The following is a 15,470-nucleotide window of genomic DNA, read 5'->3' on the forward strand; positions in this document are numbered from 1 at the left end:
AGGACCGCATAATGGCGGAACAGCCGGGAGGCGCCCAAGACAGCCGCGACTCGCGCGGCGACCGCGACGGCCGGGGTCGGCGCGACGGCGGCGGCCGTGGTGGCCGCGATCGGGACGGCGACAAGAGCAACTACCTCGAGCGCGTCGTCGCCATCAACCGTGTCTCCAAGGTGGTCAAGGGTGGTCGGCGCTTCAGCTTCACCGCGCTGGTCATCGTCGGTGACGGCAACGGCATGGTCGGGGTCGGTTACGGCAAGGCCAAGGAGGTGCCCGCCGCGATCGCCAAGGGTGTCGAGGAGGCGCGCAAGGGCTTCTTCCGCGTGCCGTTGATCCGCGGCACCATCACGCATCCCGTGCAGGGGGAGGCGGCCGCCGGTGTGGTGCTGTTGCGCCCGGCCAGCCCGGGTACCGGTGTGATCGCCGGGGGCGCTGTGCGCGCGGTGCTGGAATGCGCGGGCGTGCACGACATCCTGGCCAAGTCGCTGGGTAGTGACAACGCGATCAACGTGGTTCACGCGACGGTGGCCGCGCTGAAGATGCTGCAGCGTCCCGAGGAGGTGGCCGCGCGCCGCGGCCTGCCCATCGAGGACGTGGCGCCGGCCGGGATGCTGAAGGCGCGCCGCGAAAGTGATGCGCTGGCCAGTGCCGCGGCGGCAAGAGAGGCGACTGCACAATGAGTCAGCTCAAGATCACCCAGGTGCGCAGCACCATCGGGGCGCGCTGGAAGCAGCGCGAGAGCCTGCGCACCCTGGGCTTGCGGCGGATCCGCCACTCGGTGATCCGTGAAGACAACGCACAGACTCGCGGCCTGATCGCGGTGGTGAACCACCTCGTCGAGGTGGAGCCCGCCGAGACGGGCGCCGGAGGTGACACCAAATGACCATCAAGCTGCACGACCTCAAGCCCGCTCCCGGATCCAAGACGGCTCGCACCCGCGTCGGTCGCGGTGAGGGCTCGAAGGGTAAGTCGGCCGGCCGCGGTACCAAGGGAACCAAGGCCCGCAAGAACGTGCCGGCCACCTTCGAGGGTGGGCAGATGCCGATCCACATGCGGCTGCCCAAACTCAAGGGCTTCCGCAACCGGTTCCGCACCGAGTACGCGGTCGTCAACGTCGGTGACATCAACCGGCTGTTCCCCGAGGGCGGTTCGGTCGGCGTCGACGAACTGGTGGCCAAGGGCGCGGTCCGCAAGAACTCGCTGGTCAAGGTTCTCGGCGACGGCAAGCTGAGCGTGAAGGTCGACCTGTCGGCGCACAAGTTCAGCGGCAGCGCGCGCGAGAAGATCACCGCGGCGGGCGGGTCGGTCACCGAGCTGTAGTCAGCTCAGCTGCGGAATGACTTCCGCGGCAAGGCGTTCCATCTGGTCGCGGTTCTCCGCCACGTCCACCCCGACGGGATTGAGCAGCAGGTACTCGGCCCCCGCGTCGATGACCTCGCGCAGCCCGCGGGCGACGTCGCCCGGCGTGCCGGAGACCGGCACCGCCTCGACGCCGGGGATCGCGTCGGCGTAGATGCGGTGCAGCCCTTCCACCACGCGCTCCCGGGCGCGGGCCGCGTCGTCGTCGACCATCAGGTAAACCCTTTTGCCGATAGTGAAGTGCGCCGGGTCTTTCCGTTGTTCGTCGAGCTCGCGGCGGACGATGGTGACCGCCCCCGCGAAGTGCTCCGTCGTCGACGAGCCCGCTCCCAGGAACGAGTCGCCGAGGCGCACGGCCCTGGCTAACGCCTTCGGGGCGAGGCCGCCGAACCAGATCGGCGGGTGCGGCCGCTGCACCGGCTTCGGGTTGGAAGGCAGGCCGTCGACGTCGCGGAACCGGCCGTGGAAGGTGACCCTGGGCTCGTCCGACCACGCGGCTTTCATCAGCTCGAGGCCCTCGGTGAAGTACGAGATGAAGTGGTCCTTGTCCACCCCGAACGCGGCGAACTGGCGGCCGCCACCGCCGGGTGCCACGCCGACGTCGAGTCGGCCGTGGCTCAACCGGTCGACGGCGGTAATGGACTGGGCCAGCTGCAGCGGCTCGTGCAGGGACGTCACCAGGACGGCGACGCCGAGGCGGAGTCGCTCGGTGCCGGCCGCGCACCACGCCAGCAGCTCCAGTGGCGCCAGCAGCGGCGCTTCTCCGATGGTCTGCTCGAGCACCCAGCCGCCCTCGAACCCGAGCTCCTCGGCCCGGCTGAGGAAGGAACGAAGCCCGGCGGCGTCGAAGCTGTCATAGTCCAATTGGGGAATGGCGATCGAATACCTCACCTGGCCACCCTACGGGTCTGGGTAGGCTGCGGATATGTTCGCCTTCCTCCCCTCGATCCCCGGCGTCTCTGAGCTGCGCGCCGCGGCGAGCCGGGTCGACACCGCCCGCCACCGGGGCGTGCCCAACGGCTGCGTGCTCGAGTTCGACCTGCGCTCGGTGCCCCCGGAGACGACGGGTTTCGACCCGCTGGCGATCATCACGGGCGGTCGCCCGATGGCACTGCGCTACGTCGTCGGCGCGATCCACCGCGCCGCGGAGGATCCGCGGATTGCGGGGATGATCGCCCGCGTGCAGCTGGCCGCGTCGCCGCCGGCGGGCGTGCAAGAGCTGCGCGAGGCCATCGAGGCGTTCAGCGCCGTCAAGCCGTCGCTGGCCTGGGCCGAGACCTATCCGGGCACCATGTCCTACTACCTGGCCTCGGCATTCCGCGAGGTGTGGATGCAGCCCGCCGGAACGGTCGGGCTGATCGGGTTGGCCAGCAATGCGACGTTCCTGCGCGACGCGCTCGACAAGGCGGGCATAGAGCCGGATTTCGTCGCACGCGGTGAATACAAGTCGGCGGTAAACCTTTTCACCGAGCACGGCTTCACCGAGCCCCACCGCGAAGCCGTCACCCGGATGATCGAAAGCGTGCAGGAGCAGGTGTGGGCGGCGGTCTCCGAGTCGCGCAAGATCGACCCCGGCGCACTCGACGAGCTGGCCGACCGCGCGCCGCTCATGCGCGACGACGCCGTCGCCGCGAGCCTGATCGACCGGGTCGGATTCCGGGACGAGGCGTACGCGCGGATCGCGGAACTCGTTGGGGTGGAGGATTATTCCGAAGAGACGGGGCCGCCTCGGCTATACCTCACGCGCTACGCCGGCGCTGCGCGGCCGCGGCTCGCCCTGTCCGTGCCGCCGGTTCCCGGCCACCGCCCCCGACCGGCGTTCGCCGTGATCACCGTCCACGGCGCGATCGTGAACGGCCGTGGGGGGCCGCAATTGCTGCCCGTCGGCCAGTCGGCGGCCGGCGCCGACACCATCGCCGCGGCCGTCCGGGAGGCCGCCGCCGACGATTCGGTGGCCGCGATCGTGTTGCGGGTGGACAGCCCGGGCGGGTCGGTCACCGCGTCGGAGACGATCTGGCGCGAGGTGACGCGGGCCCGCAAGCGCGGTAAGCCGGTGGTGGCGTCGATGGGCGCCGTCGCCGCCTCGGGCGGCTACTATGTCGCGATGGGCGCCGACGCGATCGTCGCCAACCCGGGAACCATCACCGGTTCCATCGGTGTGATCACTGGGAAGCTGGTGGTGCGCGAGCTGCTCGAACGGTTGGGTGTTTTCTCAGATACCGTGCGCACCAACGCCAATGCCGATGCCTGGTCCATCGACGCGCCGTTCACCCCGGAGCAGCGGGCCCGCCGCGAGGCTGAAGCGGACCTGTTCTACACCGACTTCGTGGAGCGGGTCGCCGAAGGCCGCAACATGACCGTGGATGCCGTGGATCGCGTTGCGCGGGGCCGGGTTTGGACCGGGGCCGACGCGCTGGAGCGGGGCTTGGTCGACGAACTCGGCGGCCTGAAGACTGCCGTGCGTCGGGCGAAGGTGCTGGCGGGCCTGGACGAGGACACCGAAGTCCGGCTGCTCAGCTATCCGGGCTCCTCGCTGTTGGACATGGTGCGCCCCCGCTCGTCGTCGCAACCGGCCGCCGCGTCGCTGCCGGACGCCTTGGCCGCGCTGCTGGGCCGCACGCTTGCCGGCGTGCTGGCCAACGTCGAGCAGACGATGGGCGGCGTCAACGCGCTGTGGCTGGGGACGCCGCGGCTTTAACGCAGCGTGCCGCTGATGAAGATGATCTCCCCCAGCGGGTCGTCGTTCTCCGGTGGAGGCACGGGGATCCCGCGGCGCTGGAACAACTCCGTGCGGGTGACGCCTTCGACGTCCCATCCCTTGTCGGTCAGGTAGTCGACGACGTGGTTGCGCTCCCCGGCGTAGACCAGCGACGCCATGTCGACGTCCATCCCCTGCTCGCGGAACGTTCCGGCCATCTCGCGAACGCGGTCGGCGTCGAAATCGATGATCCCGGGCACGAACTCGGTCGCGATCGTGCTGCCTGGCGCGCTGAGGGTGGTGATGTTGTCGAACAGCCGGTCCTGCGCCTCGGGCGGTAGGTAGATCAGCAGGCCTTCGGCCAGCCAGGCTGTCGGCGCGTCCGCGTCGATCCCCGCCGCCATCAGGGCGGCCGGCCAGTCGCCGCGCAAGTCCATGGGTATGGCGTGCCGGGTTGCTGTCGGCTCGGCCCCGATGCCGGCCAGGGTGGTCGTCTTGAACTCGATGACCCGCGGCTGGTCGATCTCGTACACCACCGTGCCGGCCGGCCACGGCAACCGGTAGGCGCGTGCGTCCAGCCCGGATGCCAGTATGAAGGCCTGGCGCACGCCGGTGGCGGTCGCGCTCGTGAAGTAGTCGTCGAAGTACCTGGTGCGCACCGCCATTCCGTCGACGATCGCCTGCATGCGCCCCGGTGACGAACCCTCGACCGCGTCGAGATCGAGCTCCCCGTCCATCATCTTGGTGAAGAAGTCCACCCCGACCGCGCGCACCAGCGGCTCGGCGAACGGGTCATCGATCAATCCGCGCGGATCCTTGGTCGCCATGGCGCGCCCGGCGGCGACCATCGTCGCCGTCACACCCACGCTGGACGCCAGATCCCATTCGTCGTCGTGAGTGCGTGACATGAGGAAAACCCTAGCCGAGGGTCGCGTCGACGTAGCTCAGGTCTCCGAACGCCGCCAACTCGTCCTCGGGGAACTCGAAGCCGTTGCGCGCATACAGCTCCCTGGCGGGGTGGGCCTCCACCCGCCAGCCGTGGCCGGTGAGGTAGTCGACGACGACGCTGCGTTCACCCCGATAGAACAGCTCGGCCGCGTTGAGGTCGAAACCCGCGCGCTGCCAGCGCTCCGTGATGTGCCTGAGCCGCTCGTCGGAGAAGGCGTTCGGATCGGGCACGTGCTCGGTGGCGAGCCGGCTGCCCGGCGCGCTGAGCGCGGTGATGTTGTCGAACAGGCGGTCCTGCGCCTCGGGCGGTAAGTAGGGCAGCAGCCCTTCGGCGCTCCATGCGGTCGGCCGGGTCACGTCGAAGCCGTTGGCGCGCAAGGCCGTCGGCCAGTCGTCGCGCAGGTCGATGCCAATCGGACGGCGCTCGGCGGTGGGAGCGGCGCCCAGTCCGGCCAGGGTGGTCGTCTTGAATTCGATCACCCGCGGCTGGTCGACCTCGAAAACCACCGTGCCGGCCGGCCACCGCAGCCGGTAGGCCCTGGTGTCGAGCCCCGACGCCAGGATCACCGCCTGGCGTACGCCGGCATCCGTGGCGCCGGTAAAGAAGTCGTCGAAAAACCTTGTCCGAACCGTCATCTGCTCGATCCGCGTCCTGCGATTCAGCAGCGGGTCGTCCCCGAAATCGAACTCCCCGTCGATGATGCGGACGAAGGGATCGAGCCCGACGGCACGGACCAGGGGGTCGGCCAGGGGGTCGTCCAGCAGCGCGTCGGGTCCTTGCGACGCCAGCGCCCGGGACGCCGCCACCATGGTCGCGGTCGCGCCGACGCTCGACGCCAGGTCCCAGCTGTCGCCTTCCGCGCGTCCCTCACTCATGAGTGCCGCTCACGTAGAGCACGTCGCCCATGCGCATGTCGTCATCCTCCAGGGGAGCCAGCCCGTTGGCGGCGAACAGCTCGGAGATGCTGCTGCCGCTCAGCACCCAGCCGTGGTCCCGCAGGTAGGTGGCCGCCTCGTTGCGATCACCGAAATAGACCAGACCCGCCATGTCGAGGTCGAAACCGTGCGCCCGCCAGCGTTCGGCGATGGCCCGCATGCGCTCCTTCATCCTCTCCTCGTCGCCGGGACCGGGCGTGGGCGCGCTTTCGGTGGCAAGGCGGCTGCCCGCCGCGCTGAGTTCGGTGATGGTGTCCAACAGGCGGTCCTGCGCCTCGGGCGGCAGGTACCCGAGCAGCCCCTCGGCGCTCCAGGCGGTGGGCTGGGCCGGATCGAATCCGGCGGTGCGCAGCGCGGTGGGCCAGTCGTCGCGCAGGTCGACGGCGGCCACCCGACGGTCGGCGGTGGGCGTGGCGCCCAGCCTGGCCAGGGTGCGGGACTTGAACTCGATGACCTCGGGCTGGTCGACCTCGTAGACCACCGTGCCGGCGGGCCACGGCAACCGGTACGCGCGGGAATCCAGGCCCGAGGCCAGGATCACCACCTGCCTGATGCCGGACTGCGTTGCGGCCAGGAAGAAGTCGTCGAAGAACTTGGTGCGCACCGCCATGTTGTCGGCCATGCGGGACATGGCGCCGGGCGATCCGCTGGCGCCGTCGTGGACGTCGTTCAGTTCGGTCGGGTCCAGCTCACCGCTGGCCAGCCGGGCGAGGAGGTCGACACCGACCGCCCGCACCAGCGGCTCGGCGAACGGGTCGTCGATCAGCGGGCGCTCGGCCCGCGTCGCCATCGCGCGGGCGGCGGCCACCATGGTCGCCGTGGCGCCGACGCTAGACGCCAGGTCCCAGGTGTCGCCCTCGTACCGGGAGCCGGTCGAAGTCATGTTTTCCCCTGTCGGAAGAGTCCGATACTTAGCCGATATAACAAGCCTCCTCCACTGTACGCGGCAGTCAGCGGTCGGCGCGCTCGACGGTGACCGGAAAGTCCAGCCATGTGTCGACGTCGAACTCGTCGCCCACCGCGCGGATCGTCGCGCCGCCGTGACCGGGGTAATGCGCGGGTATCACCGCGGCCCGGGACCGCGCGGCCTGCGTGAAGATCCGGCCGCGGGTCACCGCGGCGGCCGGCGCGTCCAGGTCGAAGGCGCAGGCGTCGGCGGGCCGGCGCAGCTGCACCGGGCTGTGCGTGAGGTCGCCGACGAACACTGCCGGCTCTCCCGCATCGAGCCACAGCACCGACGAGCCCGGCGTATGTCCGGGCGCGGGCCGCAGCCGCAGCGACGGGCTGAGCTGGTAGTCGTCGGACCACCGCACGAGCTGTCCCGCCTCCACCACCGGTAACACGCTGTCCTCGAACACGATCCGATTGCCGCGCTGCTGCATTTCCTCCTCTTCGGAGCGCGGCGACTGCCGCTGCGCGGGTCCGCCCGGCTCGAAGTGGTGATAGTCCGCGGCCGGCACCACGTATCGGGCGTTGGGAAAGGTCGGCACCCACCGCCCGTCGTCCAGCATGGTGTTCCACCCGACGTGGTCGGAGTGGATGTGGGTGTTGACCACCACGTCCACCGCGGCGGGATCGACGCCGGCCGACTTCAGCGCCGTTAGGAATCCAGTGTTCAGGTGATCCAGCGGCGGCATGTGCGGGCGGTCCCGGTCGTTGCCGACACCGGTGTCCACGACGACCGTCAGCCCGTCGGCCTCGATGACCCAGCTCTGGATCGCGATGTGCCACTGGTCGGCGTCCGGGTCGAAGAAATCCGGCACCAGCAGATCGGCGTTGTCCCGCCACCCCGACGCCGGGGTGTGCGGGAAAAACCTTGCGCCCAAGGAGAATCGGAGCTCGGGGACCCGCGCCACGCTCGCGCGGCCGAACCGGACGCGGCGCATCACGTGTTGGCGCGCAGGTAGGCGTACACGCTGGCGAAGTTGCGGTTGACATCCTCTGGGATCGCCACCGGCCCGCCGAGGGCTCTTGCGCCCCAGACGATTTGGGCCGTGCGCTCGACCAGGGCGGTGATGTGCAGCGCCTTGTCGGGACGGGGCCCGACAGCCACCATGCCGTGGTTCGCGATCAGGGCGGCGCCGCGGCCCTCGAGCGCTCGCACCGCATTGGCGCCGACCTCGGGAGTGCCGGACGCCGCGTACTCCGTGCACCGGACGTCGCCGCCACAGTAGACAGCGAACTCGTCGATGCAGGCGGGGATCGGCTGATGCGCGATGGCGAACATGGTCGCCCACACGGGATGGCTGTGGATGACGCTGCCGATGTCCGCGAAGGCCCGGTAGCACGCCAGGTGCAGCTGCATCTCCGACGACGGCGAACGCCCGTCGGCGGCCCGCAGCACGGCGCCGTCTTCGTCGACGAGCACCAGGTCGTCGAGCCGCATGTCGCGGTAGTCCACCGACGACGGCGTGATGACGATGTTTCCGTCGGGGCGGCGCGCCGAGATGTTGCCGGCGGTTCCCTCGACCAGGCCGCGGCGCAGCATGTCCTTGGCCGCGTCGAGCACCGCGTTCTCGGCGTCGGCGACGGATTTGACGACTGTCATGGCCCCAGCACCTCCGGGTTGACGATGTGGGTGGGTGCCCGCCCGCACAGCAGGGCTTCCAGGTCGTCGGCCACCATCTGGGCCTGCCGCGCCTCGGTGTCCCAGGTCGCACCGCCGATGTGCGGCGTCAAAACCACGTTGGGCATGCCCACCAGCGGGTGATCGGTCGGCAACCATTCGCCGGCGAAGTGGTCCAGCCCGGCGGCGCCCACTTTGCCGGAACGCAGCGCGTCGACCAGCGCGTCGGTGTCATGCAGCTGCGCGCGGGCGGTGTTGAGGAAGACCACGCCGTCGCGCATGGCCGCGAACTCCTTCGGACCGATCATTCCGGTGGTGTCACCGGTGACCGGCGCGTGCAGCGACACGATGTCGGCCTCGCCCAGCAGTTCGGGGAGGTCGTGTTGCGCCTCGTCGTTGTAGGGGTCGTACGCGATGACCCGCAGGCCCAGCCCGGCGAGCCGCCACCGCGTGGCGCGGCCGACCGCGCCCAGGCCCACCAGCCCGGCGGTGCGTCCCGCGATTTCCCAGCCGCGGAACCGCTGATACGGGATGCTGCCGTCGCGAAACATGTTGCCACTGCGGACATCCGCGTCGGCGGTCAGTAGGTGGCGGGTCACCGCGAGCAGCAGTGCCACGGTCAGCTCGGCGACGCCGTCGGCGTTGCGTCCCGGGGTGTTCAGCACGGGGATCCCGGCCGCGGTGGCCCCGGCGATGTCGACGTTGTTGGGGTCGCCGCGGGTCGAGGCGATCGCGCGCAACGGCAGGTCGAAGACCGGGCCGCGCATCGAATCACTTTCCACCACAACCACATCCGCGCCCTCGGAGCCGATCCGCTCGGCCAGCTGCTCGGCGCTGTAGATCCGCAGCGGGGTCTGCTCGATCCACGGGTCGTACACCACGTCGGCGAGCTGCCGGAGCTTGGCGAATCCCGGTCCGCGAAGCGGCGCGGTCACCAGGGCGCGTGATCTACTCACGAGTGCCAATGCTGGCGTACGGTGACGCCCGTGTCACGCAGGAATGTCACAAGCGATGACGTCACAATCGGCATCGATGTGGGCAGCACCGCGGTCAAAGCGGTCGCCGCCGACGCCGACGGCCACGTGGCGGCGCGGGTGCGAATCCCGCACCGGCTACGGGTGCCGGCCCCCGATCGACTCGAGCACGACGCCGACGAGGCGTGGCGGCGCGGTCCGCTGGCCGCCCTGGACGAGCTGGGCCGCCCCGACGCGCGGGCGGTGGCCGTCTCGGCGATGGTGCCCTCGCTCACCGCCGTCGACGACGGTGGCAGGCCGATCACGCCGGGCCTGCTCTACGGCGACGAACGCGGCCGGGTGCCCGGCGCGGCAGACCAGCCGCTGCCGGCGCTGGGGGAGACCACCGGATTCCTGCGGTGGACGGCCGCGAAGGCGCCCGGTGCGGCCGGCTACTGGCCGGCGACCGCGGTGGCCAACTACGCCCTCGCGGGGGAGGCGGTGATCGACGTCGCCACCGCCGCGACCGCGTTCCCGCTCTTCGACGGGACCGCCTGGAGCGAGGCGGCGTGCGGCGACTGCGGCGCGTCCGCCGACCGGATGCCCCGGGTGCAGAACATCGGGGCGGCGGTGGGGCCGGTGCACGCCACCGGCGCCGTGCTCGCCACGGGCGCCATCGACGCCCTGTGCGAGCAGATCGTGGCCGGTGCCGACCGCGACGGCGACGTGCTGGTGCTGTGCGGCACCACGCTCATCGTGTGGACGACCATCGGCGAGGCGCGGCAGGTGCCCGGCCTGTGGACCATTCCGCACACCGCGCCTGGCAAGAGCCAGATCGGCGGCGCGAGCAACGCGGGCGGGCTCTTCCTGGGTTGGGTCGATCGGGTCGTGGCGGCGGCCGACCCGGTGGTGGTCGAACCCGGCGGCGTCCCGGTGTGGTCGCCCTACCTGCGCGGTGAGCGCACCCCGTTCCACGACCCGGATCGCCGCGGCGTGCTGGATGCCCTGGATCTCACCCAGGACGCCGCCGCGGTGCGCAGGGCGGCCTACGAGGCCTCGGGCTTCGTCGTCCGCCAGATCATCGAGCTGAGCGGGGCCCCGGCGTCGCGGATCGTCGCCGCCGGCGGCGGCACGCGAGTCGCGCCGTGGATGCAGGCCATCGCCGATGCCACCGGGCGGCCGGTGGAGGTATCGGCGGTACCGGAGGGGGCGGCGCTCGGCGCGGCGTTCCTCGCCCGCATCGCGGTCGGCCTGGAGACGACGATCGCCGACGCCGGCCGCTGGGCGCGCACCGAGCGCATCGTCGAGCCGGATCCCGCGTGGGCGGCCGCGGTCGAGGACCGCTACCGCAGGTTCCTGGAATTGGGGGGCCGAAGATCTAGCGCGATACCTCCGGCGGCGCTCTAGTCTGGTGCAATGACCGACCAAGATCGCAAGGCCGCCCGTCGCGAGATCGCCGACGCCCTGCTCAAAGCCCTGGAACGCCGGCACGAGATCGCCGACATCGTCGTGGAGTCGGACAATAAGGCGGCCGCGGTCGAAGCGATCGTCACGCTGCTCGACACGTCGCACGTGGCGGCCGAGGCGGTGATGGGCATGTCCTTCGACATGCTGACCAAAGATTCGCGGCGGAAGATCCTCGCCGAACTCGAAGACCTGAACAAGCAGTTGAGCTTCATGCTGGGGGAGCGCCCGGCCAGCTCGGGCGAAACCCTGGAGCTGCGGCCGTTCTCCGCCCAAGAGGACCGCGACATCTTCGCCGCCCGCACCGAGGAGATCAAGACGGCCGGCGACGGCTCGGGCGGTCCCGCCGGGAACCTCGACGACGAGATCGGTGCGGCGCTGGCGCGCGTCGACGACGAGGAGGCCGCCTGGTTCGTCGCCATCGACTCGGGGCAGAAGGTCGGGATGGTGTTCGGCGAGCTGCTGAACGGCGAGGTCGACGTGCGCATCTGGATCCACCCCGAGCACCGCAAGCGGGGCTACGGCACCGCCGCGCTGCGCAAGTCGCGGTCCGAGATGGCGTGGTGCTTCCCCGCCGTGCCGATGGTGGTGCGGGCGCCCGCCGCCAATCCGGGTTAGCGGCGATCGCTAGCGCGGCGTAGCCGGGCGCGGCGGGTCGCCGCCACGTGGTTAGCGGCGATCGCTAGCGCGGCGTGGCCGGGCGCGGCGGGTCGCCGCCACGTGGTTAGCGGCGATCGCTAGCGCAGCGTCGCGGTGACGGCGATGATGTTCCGCAGCTGGGATTCCTCGTCGTCGGGGAACACCAGGCCGTAGTCGGCGAACAACTCGCGCCGTGGCCGGGTGGTCACCTGCCAGCCCTGAGCGGTCAGGTAGTCCACGACGCTGTTGCGCTCGCCGTCGAAGAACAACCCCGACAAGTCGATATCGCAGCCCAGGTTGGCCCATCGCTCGTTGAACTGCCGCGCGCGCTCGGACATGCTCCGGCCGGAATCCCCGTGGTATTCGGTGGCGAGCCTGCTGCCGGGCGCGCTGAGCTCGGTGATTTTGTCGAACAGCCGGTCCTGGGCCTCGGGCGGAAGGTACATCAGCAGGCCCTCGGCGCTCCAGGACGTGGGCCGCGCGGTGTCAAAGCCGCTGGCGCGCAACGCGTGTGGCCAGTCGTCGCGCAGGTCGACGCTGACGGTGCGACGGTCGACGGCCGGGGCGGCGCCCAGGTTCTCCATGGCGGTCGTCTTGAACTCGACAACCTTGGGCTGGTCGACCTCGTAGACCACGCTCGCGGGCGGCCAGGCCAGCCGGTAGGCGCGGGCGTCGAGGCCCGCGGCAAGGATGACCGATTGGCGGATGCCGTCGCGGGCGGCGTTGAGGAAGAAGTCGTCGAAGAACCGGGTCCGTACGGCGATCGAGTCGGTCTCGAGCCGCAGGTCCCGCTCGCCGCCGTCCGCTTCCTCCGACGTCACCTCGCCGTCGACCAGGCGGCGGAAGAAGTCCAGGCCGACCGCCCGCACGAGCGGGGCCGCGAACGGGTCGTCGATGATCGGGTTGGTCCCCCCGCTGGCCACGGCGCGAGCGGCGGCGACCATCGTGGCCGTGGCGCCGACGCTGGAGGCCAGGTCCCAGGTGTCTTGCTCTGTGCGCGTCATGCTGCTCCTATTTACTTAGCAAATGCAACGAGCCAACAGAACTCTACGCCGCGTTGCGGCCCGTCGCCGCGACCAGATTTAAAGGCTCTCTAAGGCCCTTGGCCCGACCTGCGCCAACCAGCTGTTAGTCTCGTACACGGTTTGACGCGCGACGCCGTACGTCCTGGCCTGCGGGTGGGCGCGTGATGCAGGACTGACCCCCGCTGCGCAGGAGGATAGAGTGCTTTCGGCTTTCATCTCGTCGCTGCGGACAGTCGACCTGAGACGGAAGATCCTTTTCACCCTCGGCATCATCCTTCTCTACCGGGTCGGCGCCGCGCTTCCGTCTCCAGGTGTGAACTACCCGAACGTCCAGCAGTGCATCAAGGAGGCCAGCAGCGGCGCTGCCGGGCAGATCTACTCGCTGATCAACCTGTTTTCCGGGGGCGCCCTGCTCAAGCTGACCGTGTTTGCGGTCGGGGTGATGCCCTACATCACCGCCAGCATCATTACCCAGCTGCTCACCGTGGTGATCCCGCGGTTCGAGGAACTGCGCAAGGAAGGCCAGTCCGGCCAGGCCAAGATGACGCAATACACGCGTTACCTGGCCGTCGCGCTGGCGATCCTGCAGGCGACCAGCATCGTGGCCCTGGCGGCGAACGGCGGGCTGCTGCAAGGCTGCTCGCTGGACATCATCGCCGACCAGAGCATCTTCACGCTGGTGGTCATCGTGCTGGTGATGACCGCCGGCGCGGCGCTGGTGATGTGGATGGGCGAGCTCATCACCGAGCGCGGCATCGGCAACGGCATGTCTCTGCTGATCTTCGTCGGCATCGCCGCGCGCATCCCCGGGGAAGGCAAGACCATCCTGGACAGCCGGGGCGGTGCCATCTTCGCGGCGGTCTGCGTCGCCGCGCTGGCCATCATCGTCGGCGTGGTGTTCGTCGAGCAGGGCCAGCGCCGGATCCCCGTGCAGTACGCCAAGCGCATGGTCGGCCGCCGCATGTACGGCGGCACCTCGACATACCTGCCGCTCAAGGTCAACCAGGCCGGCGTCATCCCGGTGATCTTCGCGTCGTCGCTCATCTACATCCCGCACCTGATCACCCAGCTGGTGCGCAGCGGCAGCGGCGGGGTGGGCAACAGCTGGTGGGACAAGTTCGTCGGCACCTACCTGTCCGACCCGAGCGACCCTGTCTATATCGGCATCTACTTCGGCCTCATCATCTTCTTCACGTACTTCTACGTGTCGGTGACGTTCAACCCCGACGAGCGCGCCGACGAGATGAAAAAGTTCGGCGGCTTCATCCCGGGCATCCGACCGGGCAAGCCCACCGCCGACTACCTGCGCTATGTGCTCAGCCGGATCACTCTGCCGGGCTCGATCTACCTCGGTGCCATCGCCGTGTTGCCGAACATGTTCCTTCAGATCGGCAATGGCGGAGCGGTGCAGAACTTGCCGTTCGGCGGCACCGCGGTTTTGATCATGATTGGCGTCGGTTTGGATACGGTCAAACAGATCGAGAGTCAGCTCATGCAGCGCAACTATGAAGGGTTCCTGAAGTGAGAGTCGTTTTGCTGGGACCGCCCGGGGCGGGCAAGGGAACGCAGGCCCAGAAGCTCTCCGAGAAGCTCGGGATCCCGCAGATCTCCACGGGTGAACTGTTCCGCAGCAACATCGAGAACGGAACCAAACTCGGCCTGGAGGCCAAGCGTTACCTGGACGCCGGGGACCTGGTCCCCTCCGACCTGACCAACCAGCTCGTCGAGGACCGGCTGAGTGACCCCGACGCCGCGAACGGCTTCATCCTGGACGGGTATCCACGCTCGCTCGAGCAGGCCAAGGCGCTGCACGAGATGCTCGAACGCCGGGGCACCGACATCGACGCGGTGCTGGAATTCCGCGTCTCGGAGGACGAGTTGCTGCAGCGGCTCAAGGGCCGCGGCCGCGCCGACGACACGGACGACATCATCCTCAACCGGATGAGGGTGTACCGCGACGAGACGGCCCCGCTGCTGGAGTACTACAGCGACGAGTTGAAGACCGTCGACGCCGTCGGCAGCTTGGATGAGGTTTTCGCCCGCGCGCTTCGGGCGCTGGGCAAGTAACCGTGAAGACGCTGGGCCGCCTGCGCAGCCGCAGGGTCGTGCCGCAGCGCAGCCCCGCGGAACTCGACGCGATGGCGGCGGCGGGTGCTGTGGTGGCCGCCGCGCTGCGCGCCGTCCGGGCCGCCGCGGTCGCCGGCGCGTCGACGCTCAGCCTCGACGAGATCGCCGAATCCGTGATCCGCGAGGCCGGCGCCATCCCGTCGTTCCTGGGTTACCACGGTTACCCGGCGTCGATCTGCGCGTCGGTCAACGACCGGGTGGTCCACGGCATCCCGTCCGCCGCGGAGATCCTGGTGCCCGGAGACCTGGTGTCCATCGACTGCGGCGCGGTGCTCGACGGCTGGCACGGGGACGCGGCGATCACGTTCGGGGTCGGGACGCTCAATCCGGCCGACGAGGCGCTCAGCGATGCGACCAGGGCGTCGCTGGAGGCCGGGATCGCGGCGATGGTCGCCGGCAACCGGCTGACCGATGTGGCGCACGCCATCGAGCTGGGCACGCGTGCCGCCGAGGCCCGCTACGGGCGCGCGTTCGGCATCGTGGAGGGCTACGGCGGCCACGGCATCGGCCGGCACATGCACATGGATCCGTTCCTGCCCAACGAGGGCTCGCCGGGGCGCGGCCCGACTCTGGCGCCGGGCTCCGTGCTGGCCATCGAACCGATGCTGACCCTGGGTACCGGCAAAACGGTGGTGCAGGACGACGAGTGGACGGTCACCACCGCCGACGGATCCCGTGCCGCACACTGGGAGCACACGGTGGCTGTCACCGACGCGGGTCCGCGCATACTGACGCTGGGTTAGGCTCACTGAACTAAA

The 15,470-nt window shown here is 69.9% G+C and carries 17 protein-coding genes; 9 read left to right on the plus strand and 8 right to left on the minus strand.

The genetic code is table 11. The annotated features are described in order from the left end of the window. The first annotated feature begins 11 nt into the window (after positions 1-11). From rpsE to rplO, 3 genes are read left to right on the plus strand one after another with little or no spacing between them, the layout of a single operon-like run. Entirely contained in the window at positions 12-677 is a 666-nt protein-coding gene (gene rpsE, locus G6N56_RS22525) for a 30S ribosomal protein S5 (protein WP_085253982.1), read from the plus strand. Continuing rightward, on the plus strand, positions 674-880 hold the full coding sequence (gene rpmD, locus G6N56_RS22530) for a 50S ribosomal protein L30 (RefSeq protein ID WP_085253983.1): 207 nt from the start codon (positions 674-676) through the stop codon (positions 878-880). The genes rpsE and rpmD overlap by 4 nt, the downstream gene beginning before the upstream one ends. Further along, entirely contained in the window at positions 877-1,317 is a 441-nt protein-coding gene (gene rplO, locus G6N56_RS22535) for a 50S ribosomal protein L15 (RefSeq protein ID WP_085253984.1), read from the plus strand. The genes rpmD and rplO overlap by 4 nt, the downstream gene beginning before the upstream one ends. On the opposite strand, the gene G6N56_RS22540 is transcribed toward rplO, so the two are convergent. Beyond that, positions 1,318-2,247: an LLM class flavin-dependent oxidoreductase gene (locus G6N56_RS22540; RefSeq protein WP_085253985.1), complete on the minus strand. Its 930-nt coding sequence runs from the start codon at positions 2,245-2,247 to the stop codon at positions 1,318-1,320. Between the two features lie 34 nt (positions 2,248-2,281). Between G6N56_RS22540 and sppA the strand changes: the two genes are divergently transcribed. Then, positions 2,282-4,054 carry a signal peptide peptidase SppA gene (gene sppA / locus G6N56_RS22545; RefSeq protein ID WP_163645159.1) on the plus strand — a complete coding sequence of 591 codons (1,773 nt, stop codon included), beginning with the start codon at positions 2,282-2,284 and terminating at the stop codon, positions 4,052-4,054. Here the strand turns inward: sppA and G6N56_RS22555 are convergent. The 6 genes from G6N56_RS22555 to G6N56_RS22580 form a co-directional block, all read right to left on the minus strand. Continuing rightward, on the minus strand, positions 4,051-4,962 hold the full coding sequence (locus G6N56_RS22555; RefSeq protein WP_085253987.1) for a class I SAM-dependent methyltransferase: 912 nt from the start codon (positions 4,960-4,962) through the stop codon (positions 4,051-4,053). The genes sppA and G6N56_RS22555 overlap by 4 nt on opposite strands. A gap of 10 nt (positions 4,963-4,972) precedes the next feature. After that, positions 4,973-5,878, minus strand: coding sequence for a class I SAM-dependent methyltransferase (locus G6N56_RS22560; RefSeq protein ID WP_085253988.1), 906 nt, complete (start codon positions 5,876-5,878; stop codon positions 4,973-4,975). Beyond that, positions 5,871-6,821: a class I SAM-dependent methyltransferase gene (locus G6N56_RS22565; RefSeq protein ID WP_085253989.1), complete on the minus strand. Its 951-nt coding sequence runs from the start codon at positions 6,819-6,821 to the stop codon at positions 5,871-5,873. Before G6N56_RS22565 ends, G6N56_RS22560 begins: the two co-directional genes overlap by 8 nt. A gap of 67 nt (positions 6,822-6,888) precedes the next feature. After that, a complete protein-coding gene (locus tag G6N56_RS22570) occupies positions 6,889-7,824 on the minus strand; it encodes an MBL fold metallo-hydrolase (RefSeq protein WP_085253990.1) in 936 nt (311 codons plus the stop codon). Continuing rightward, on the minus strand, positions 7,824-8,486 hold the full coding sequence (locus tag G6N56_RS22575; RefSeq protein WP_085253991.1) for an L-fuculose-phosphate aldolase: 663 nt from the start codon (positions 8,484-8,486) through the stop codon (positions 7,824-7,826). Before G6N56_RS22575 ends, G6N56_RS22570 begins: the two co-directional genes overlap by 1 nt. Beyond that, complete coding sequence (locus G6N56_RS22580; protein ID WP_085253992.1) at positions 8,483-9,469, minus strand: NAD(P)-dependent oxidoreductase; 987 nt, start codon at positions 9,467-9,469, stop codon at positions 8,483-8,485. Before G6N56_RS22580 ends, G6N56_RS22575 begins: the two co-directional genes overlap by 4 nt. 12 nt (positions 9,470-9,481) lie before the next feature. Here G6N56_RS22580 and G6N56_RS22585 point away from each other — a divergent pair, with 12 nt between their 5' ends. Together G6N56_RS22585 and G6N56_RS22590 are read left to right on the plus strand one after the other, a co-directional pair. Then, positions 9,482-10,864 (plus strand): xylulokinase, encoded by a 1,383-nt coding sequence (locus tag G6N56_RS22585; RefSeq protein ID WP_085253993.1) that lies wholly within the window; start codon positions 9,482-9,484, stop codon positions 10,862-10,864. A gap of 9 nt (positions 10,865-10,873) precedes the next feature. Next, positions 10,874-11,539: a GNAT family N-acetyltransferase gene (locus G6N56_RS22590; RefSeq protein ID WP_085253994.1), complete on the plus strand. Its 666-nt coding sequence runs from the start codon at positions 10,874-10,876 to the stop codon at positions 11,537-11,539. A 119-nt stretch (positions 11,540-11,658) separates the two neighbouring features. On the opposite strand, the gene G6N56_RS22595 is transcribed toward G6N56_RS22590, so the two are convergent. Continuing rightward, entirely contained in the window at positions 11,659-12,564 is a 906-nt protein-coding gene (locus tag G6N56_RS22595; RefSeq protein WP_163645161.1) for a class I SAM-dependent methyltransferase, read from the minus strand. 220 nt (positions 12,565-12,784) lie between these two features. Between G6N56_RS22595 and secY the strand changes: the two genes are divergently transcribed. The 3 genes from secY to map are packed head-to-tail and all read left to right on the plus strand — an operon-like array spanning position 12,785 to position 15,455. Further along, entirely contained in the window at positions 12,785-14,110 is a 1,326-nt protein-coding gene (secY, locus tag G6N56_RS22600; RefSeq protein WP_085253996.1) for a preprotein translocase subunit SecY, read from the plus strand. Further along, positions 14,107-14,652 (plus strand): adenylate kinase, encoded by a 546-nt coding sequence (locus G6N56_RS22605; protein WP_085253997.1) that lies wholly within the window; start codon positions 14,107-14,109, stop codon positions 14,650-14,652. The genes secY and G6N56_RS22605 overlap by 4 nt, the downstream gene beginning before the upstream one ends. 2 nt (positions 14,653-14,654) lie before the next feature. Further along, positions 14,655-15,455 (plus strand): type I methionyl aminopeptidase, encoded by an 801-nt coding sequence (map, locus tag G6N56_RS22610; protein ID WP_085253998.1) that lies wholly within the window; start codon positions 14,655-14,657, stop codon positions 15,453-15,455. Positions 15,456-15,470 lie beyond the last annotated feature (15 nt).

Source organism: Mycobacterium saskatchewanense (assembly GCF_010729105.1).
GTDB classification, from domain to species: Bacteria; Actinomycetota; Actinomycetes; order Mycobacteriales; family Mycobacteriaceae; genus Mycobacterium; species Mycobacterium saskatchewanense.

Excerpts from the sequence above, each read along its gene's own strand:
- rpsE (WP_085253982.1), top strand. The coding sequence starts at position 12 with ATGGCGGAACAGCCGGGAGGCGCCCAAGACAGCCGCGACTCGCGCGGC.
- rpmD (WP_085253983.1), top strand. The coding sequence starts at position 674 with ATGAGTCAGCTCAAGATCACCCAGGTGCGCAGCACCATCGGGGCGCGC.
- rplO (WP_085253984.1), top strand. The coding sequence starts at position 877 with ATGACCATCAAGCTGCACGACCTCAAGCCCGCTCCCGGATCCAAGACG.
- sppA (WP_163645159.1), top strand. The coding sequence starts at position 2,282 with ATGTTCGCCTTCCTCCCCTCGATCCCCGGCGTCTCTGAGCTGCGCGCC.
- G6N56_RS22555 (WP_085253987.1), bottom strand. The coding sequence starts at position 4,962 with ATGTCACGCACTCACGACGACGAATGGGATCTGGCGTCCAGCGTGGGT.
- G6N56_RS22560 (WP_085253988.1), bottom strand. The coding sequence starts at position 5,878 with ATGAGTGAGGGACGCGCGGAAGGCGACAGCTGGGACCTGGCGTCGAGC.
- G6N56_RS22565 (WP_085253989.1), bottom strand. The coding sequence starts at position 6,821 with ATGACTTCGACCGGCTCCCGGTACGAGGGCGACACCTGGGACCTGGCG.
- G6N56_RS22570 (WP_085253990.1), bottom strand. The coding sequence starts at position 7,824 with ATGCGCCGCGTCCGGTTCGGCCGCGCGAGCGTGGCGCGGGTCCCCGAG.
- G6N56_RS22575 (WP_085253991.1), bottom strand. The coding sequence starts at position 8,486 with ATGACAGTCGTCAAATCCGTCGCCGACGCCGAGAACGCGGTGCTCGAC.
- G6N56_RS22590 (WP_085253994.1), top strand. The coding sequence starts at position 10,874 with ATGACCGACCAAGATCGCAAGGCCGCCCGTCGCGAGATCGCCGACGCC.
- G6N56_RS22595 (WP_163645161.1), bottom strand. The coding sequence starts at position 12,564 with ATGACGCGCACAGAGCAAGACACCTGGGACCTGGCCTCCAGCGTCGGC.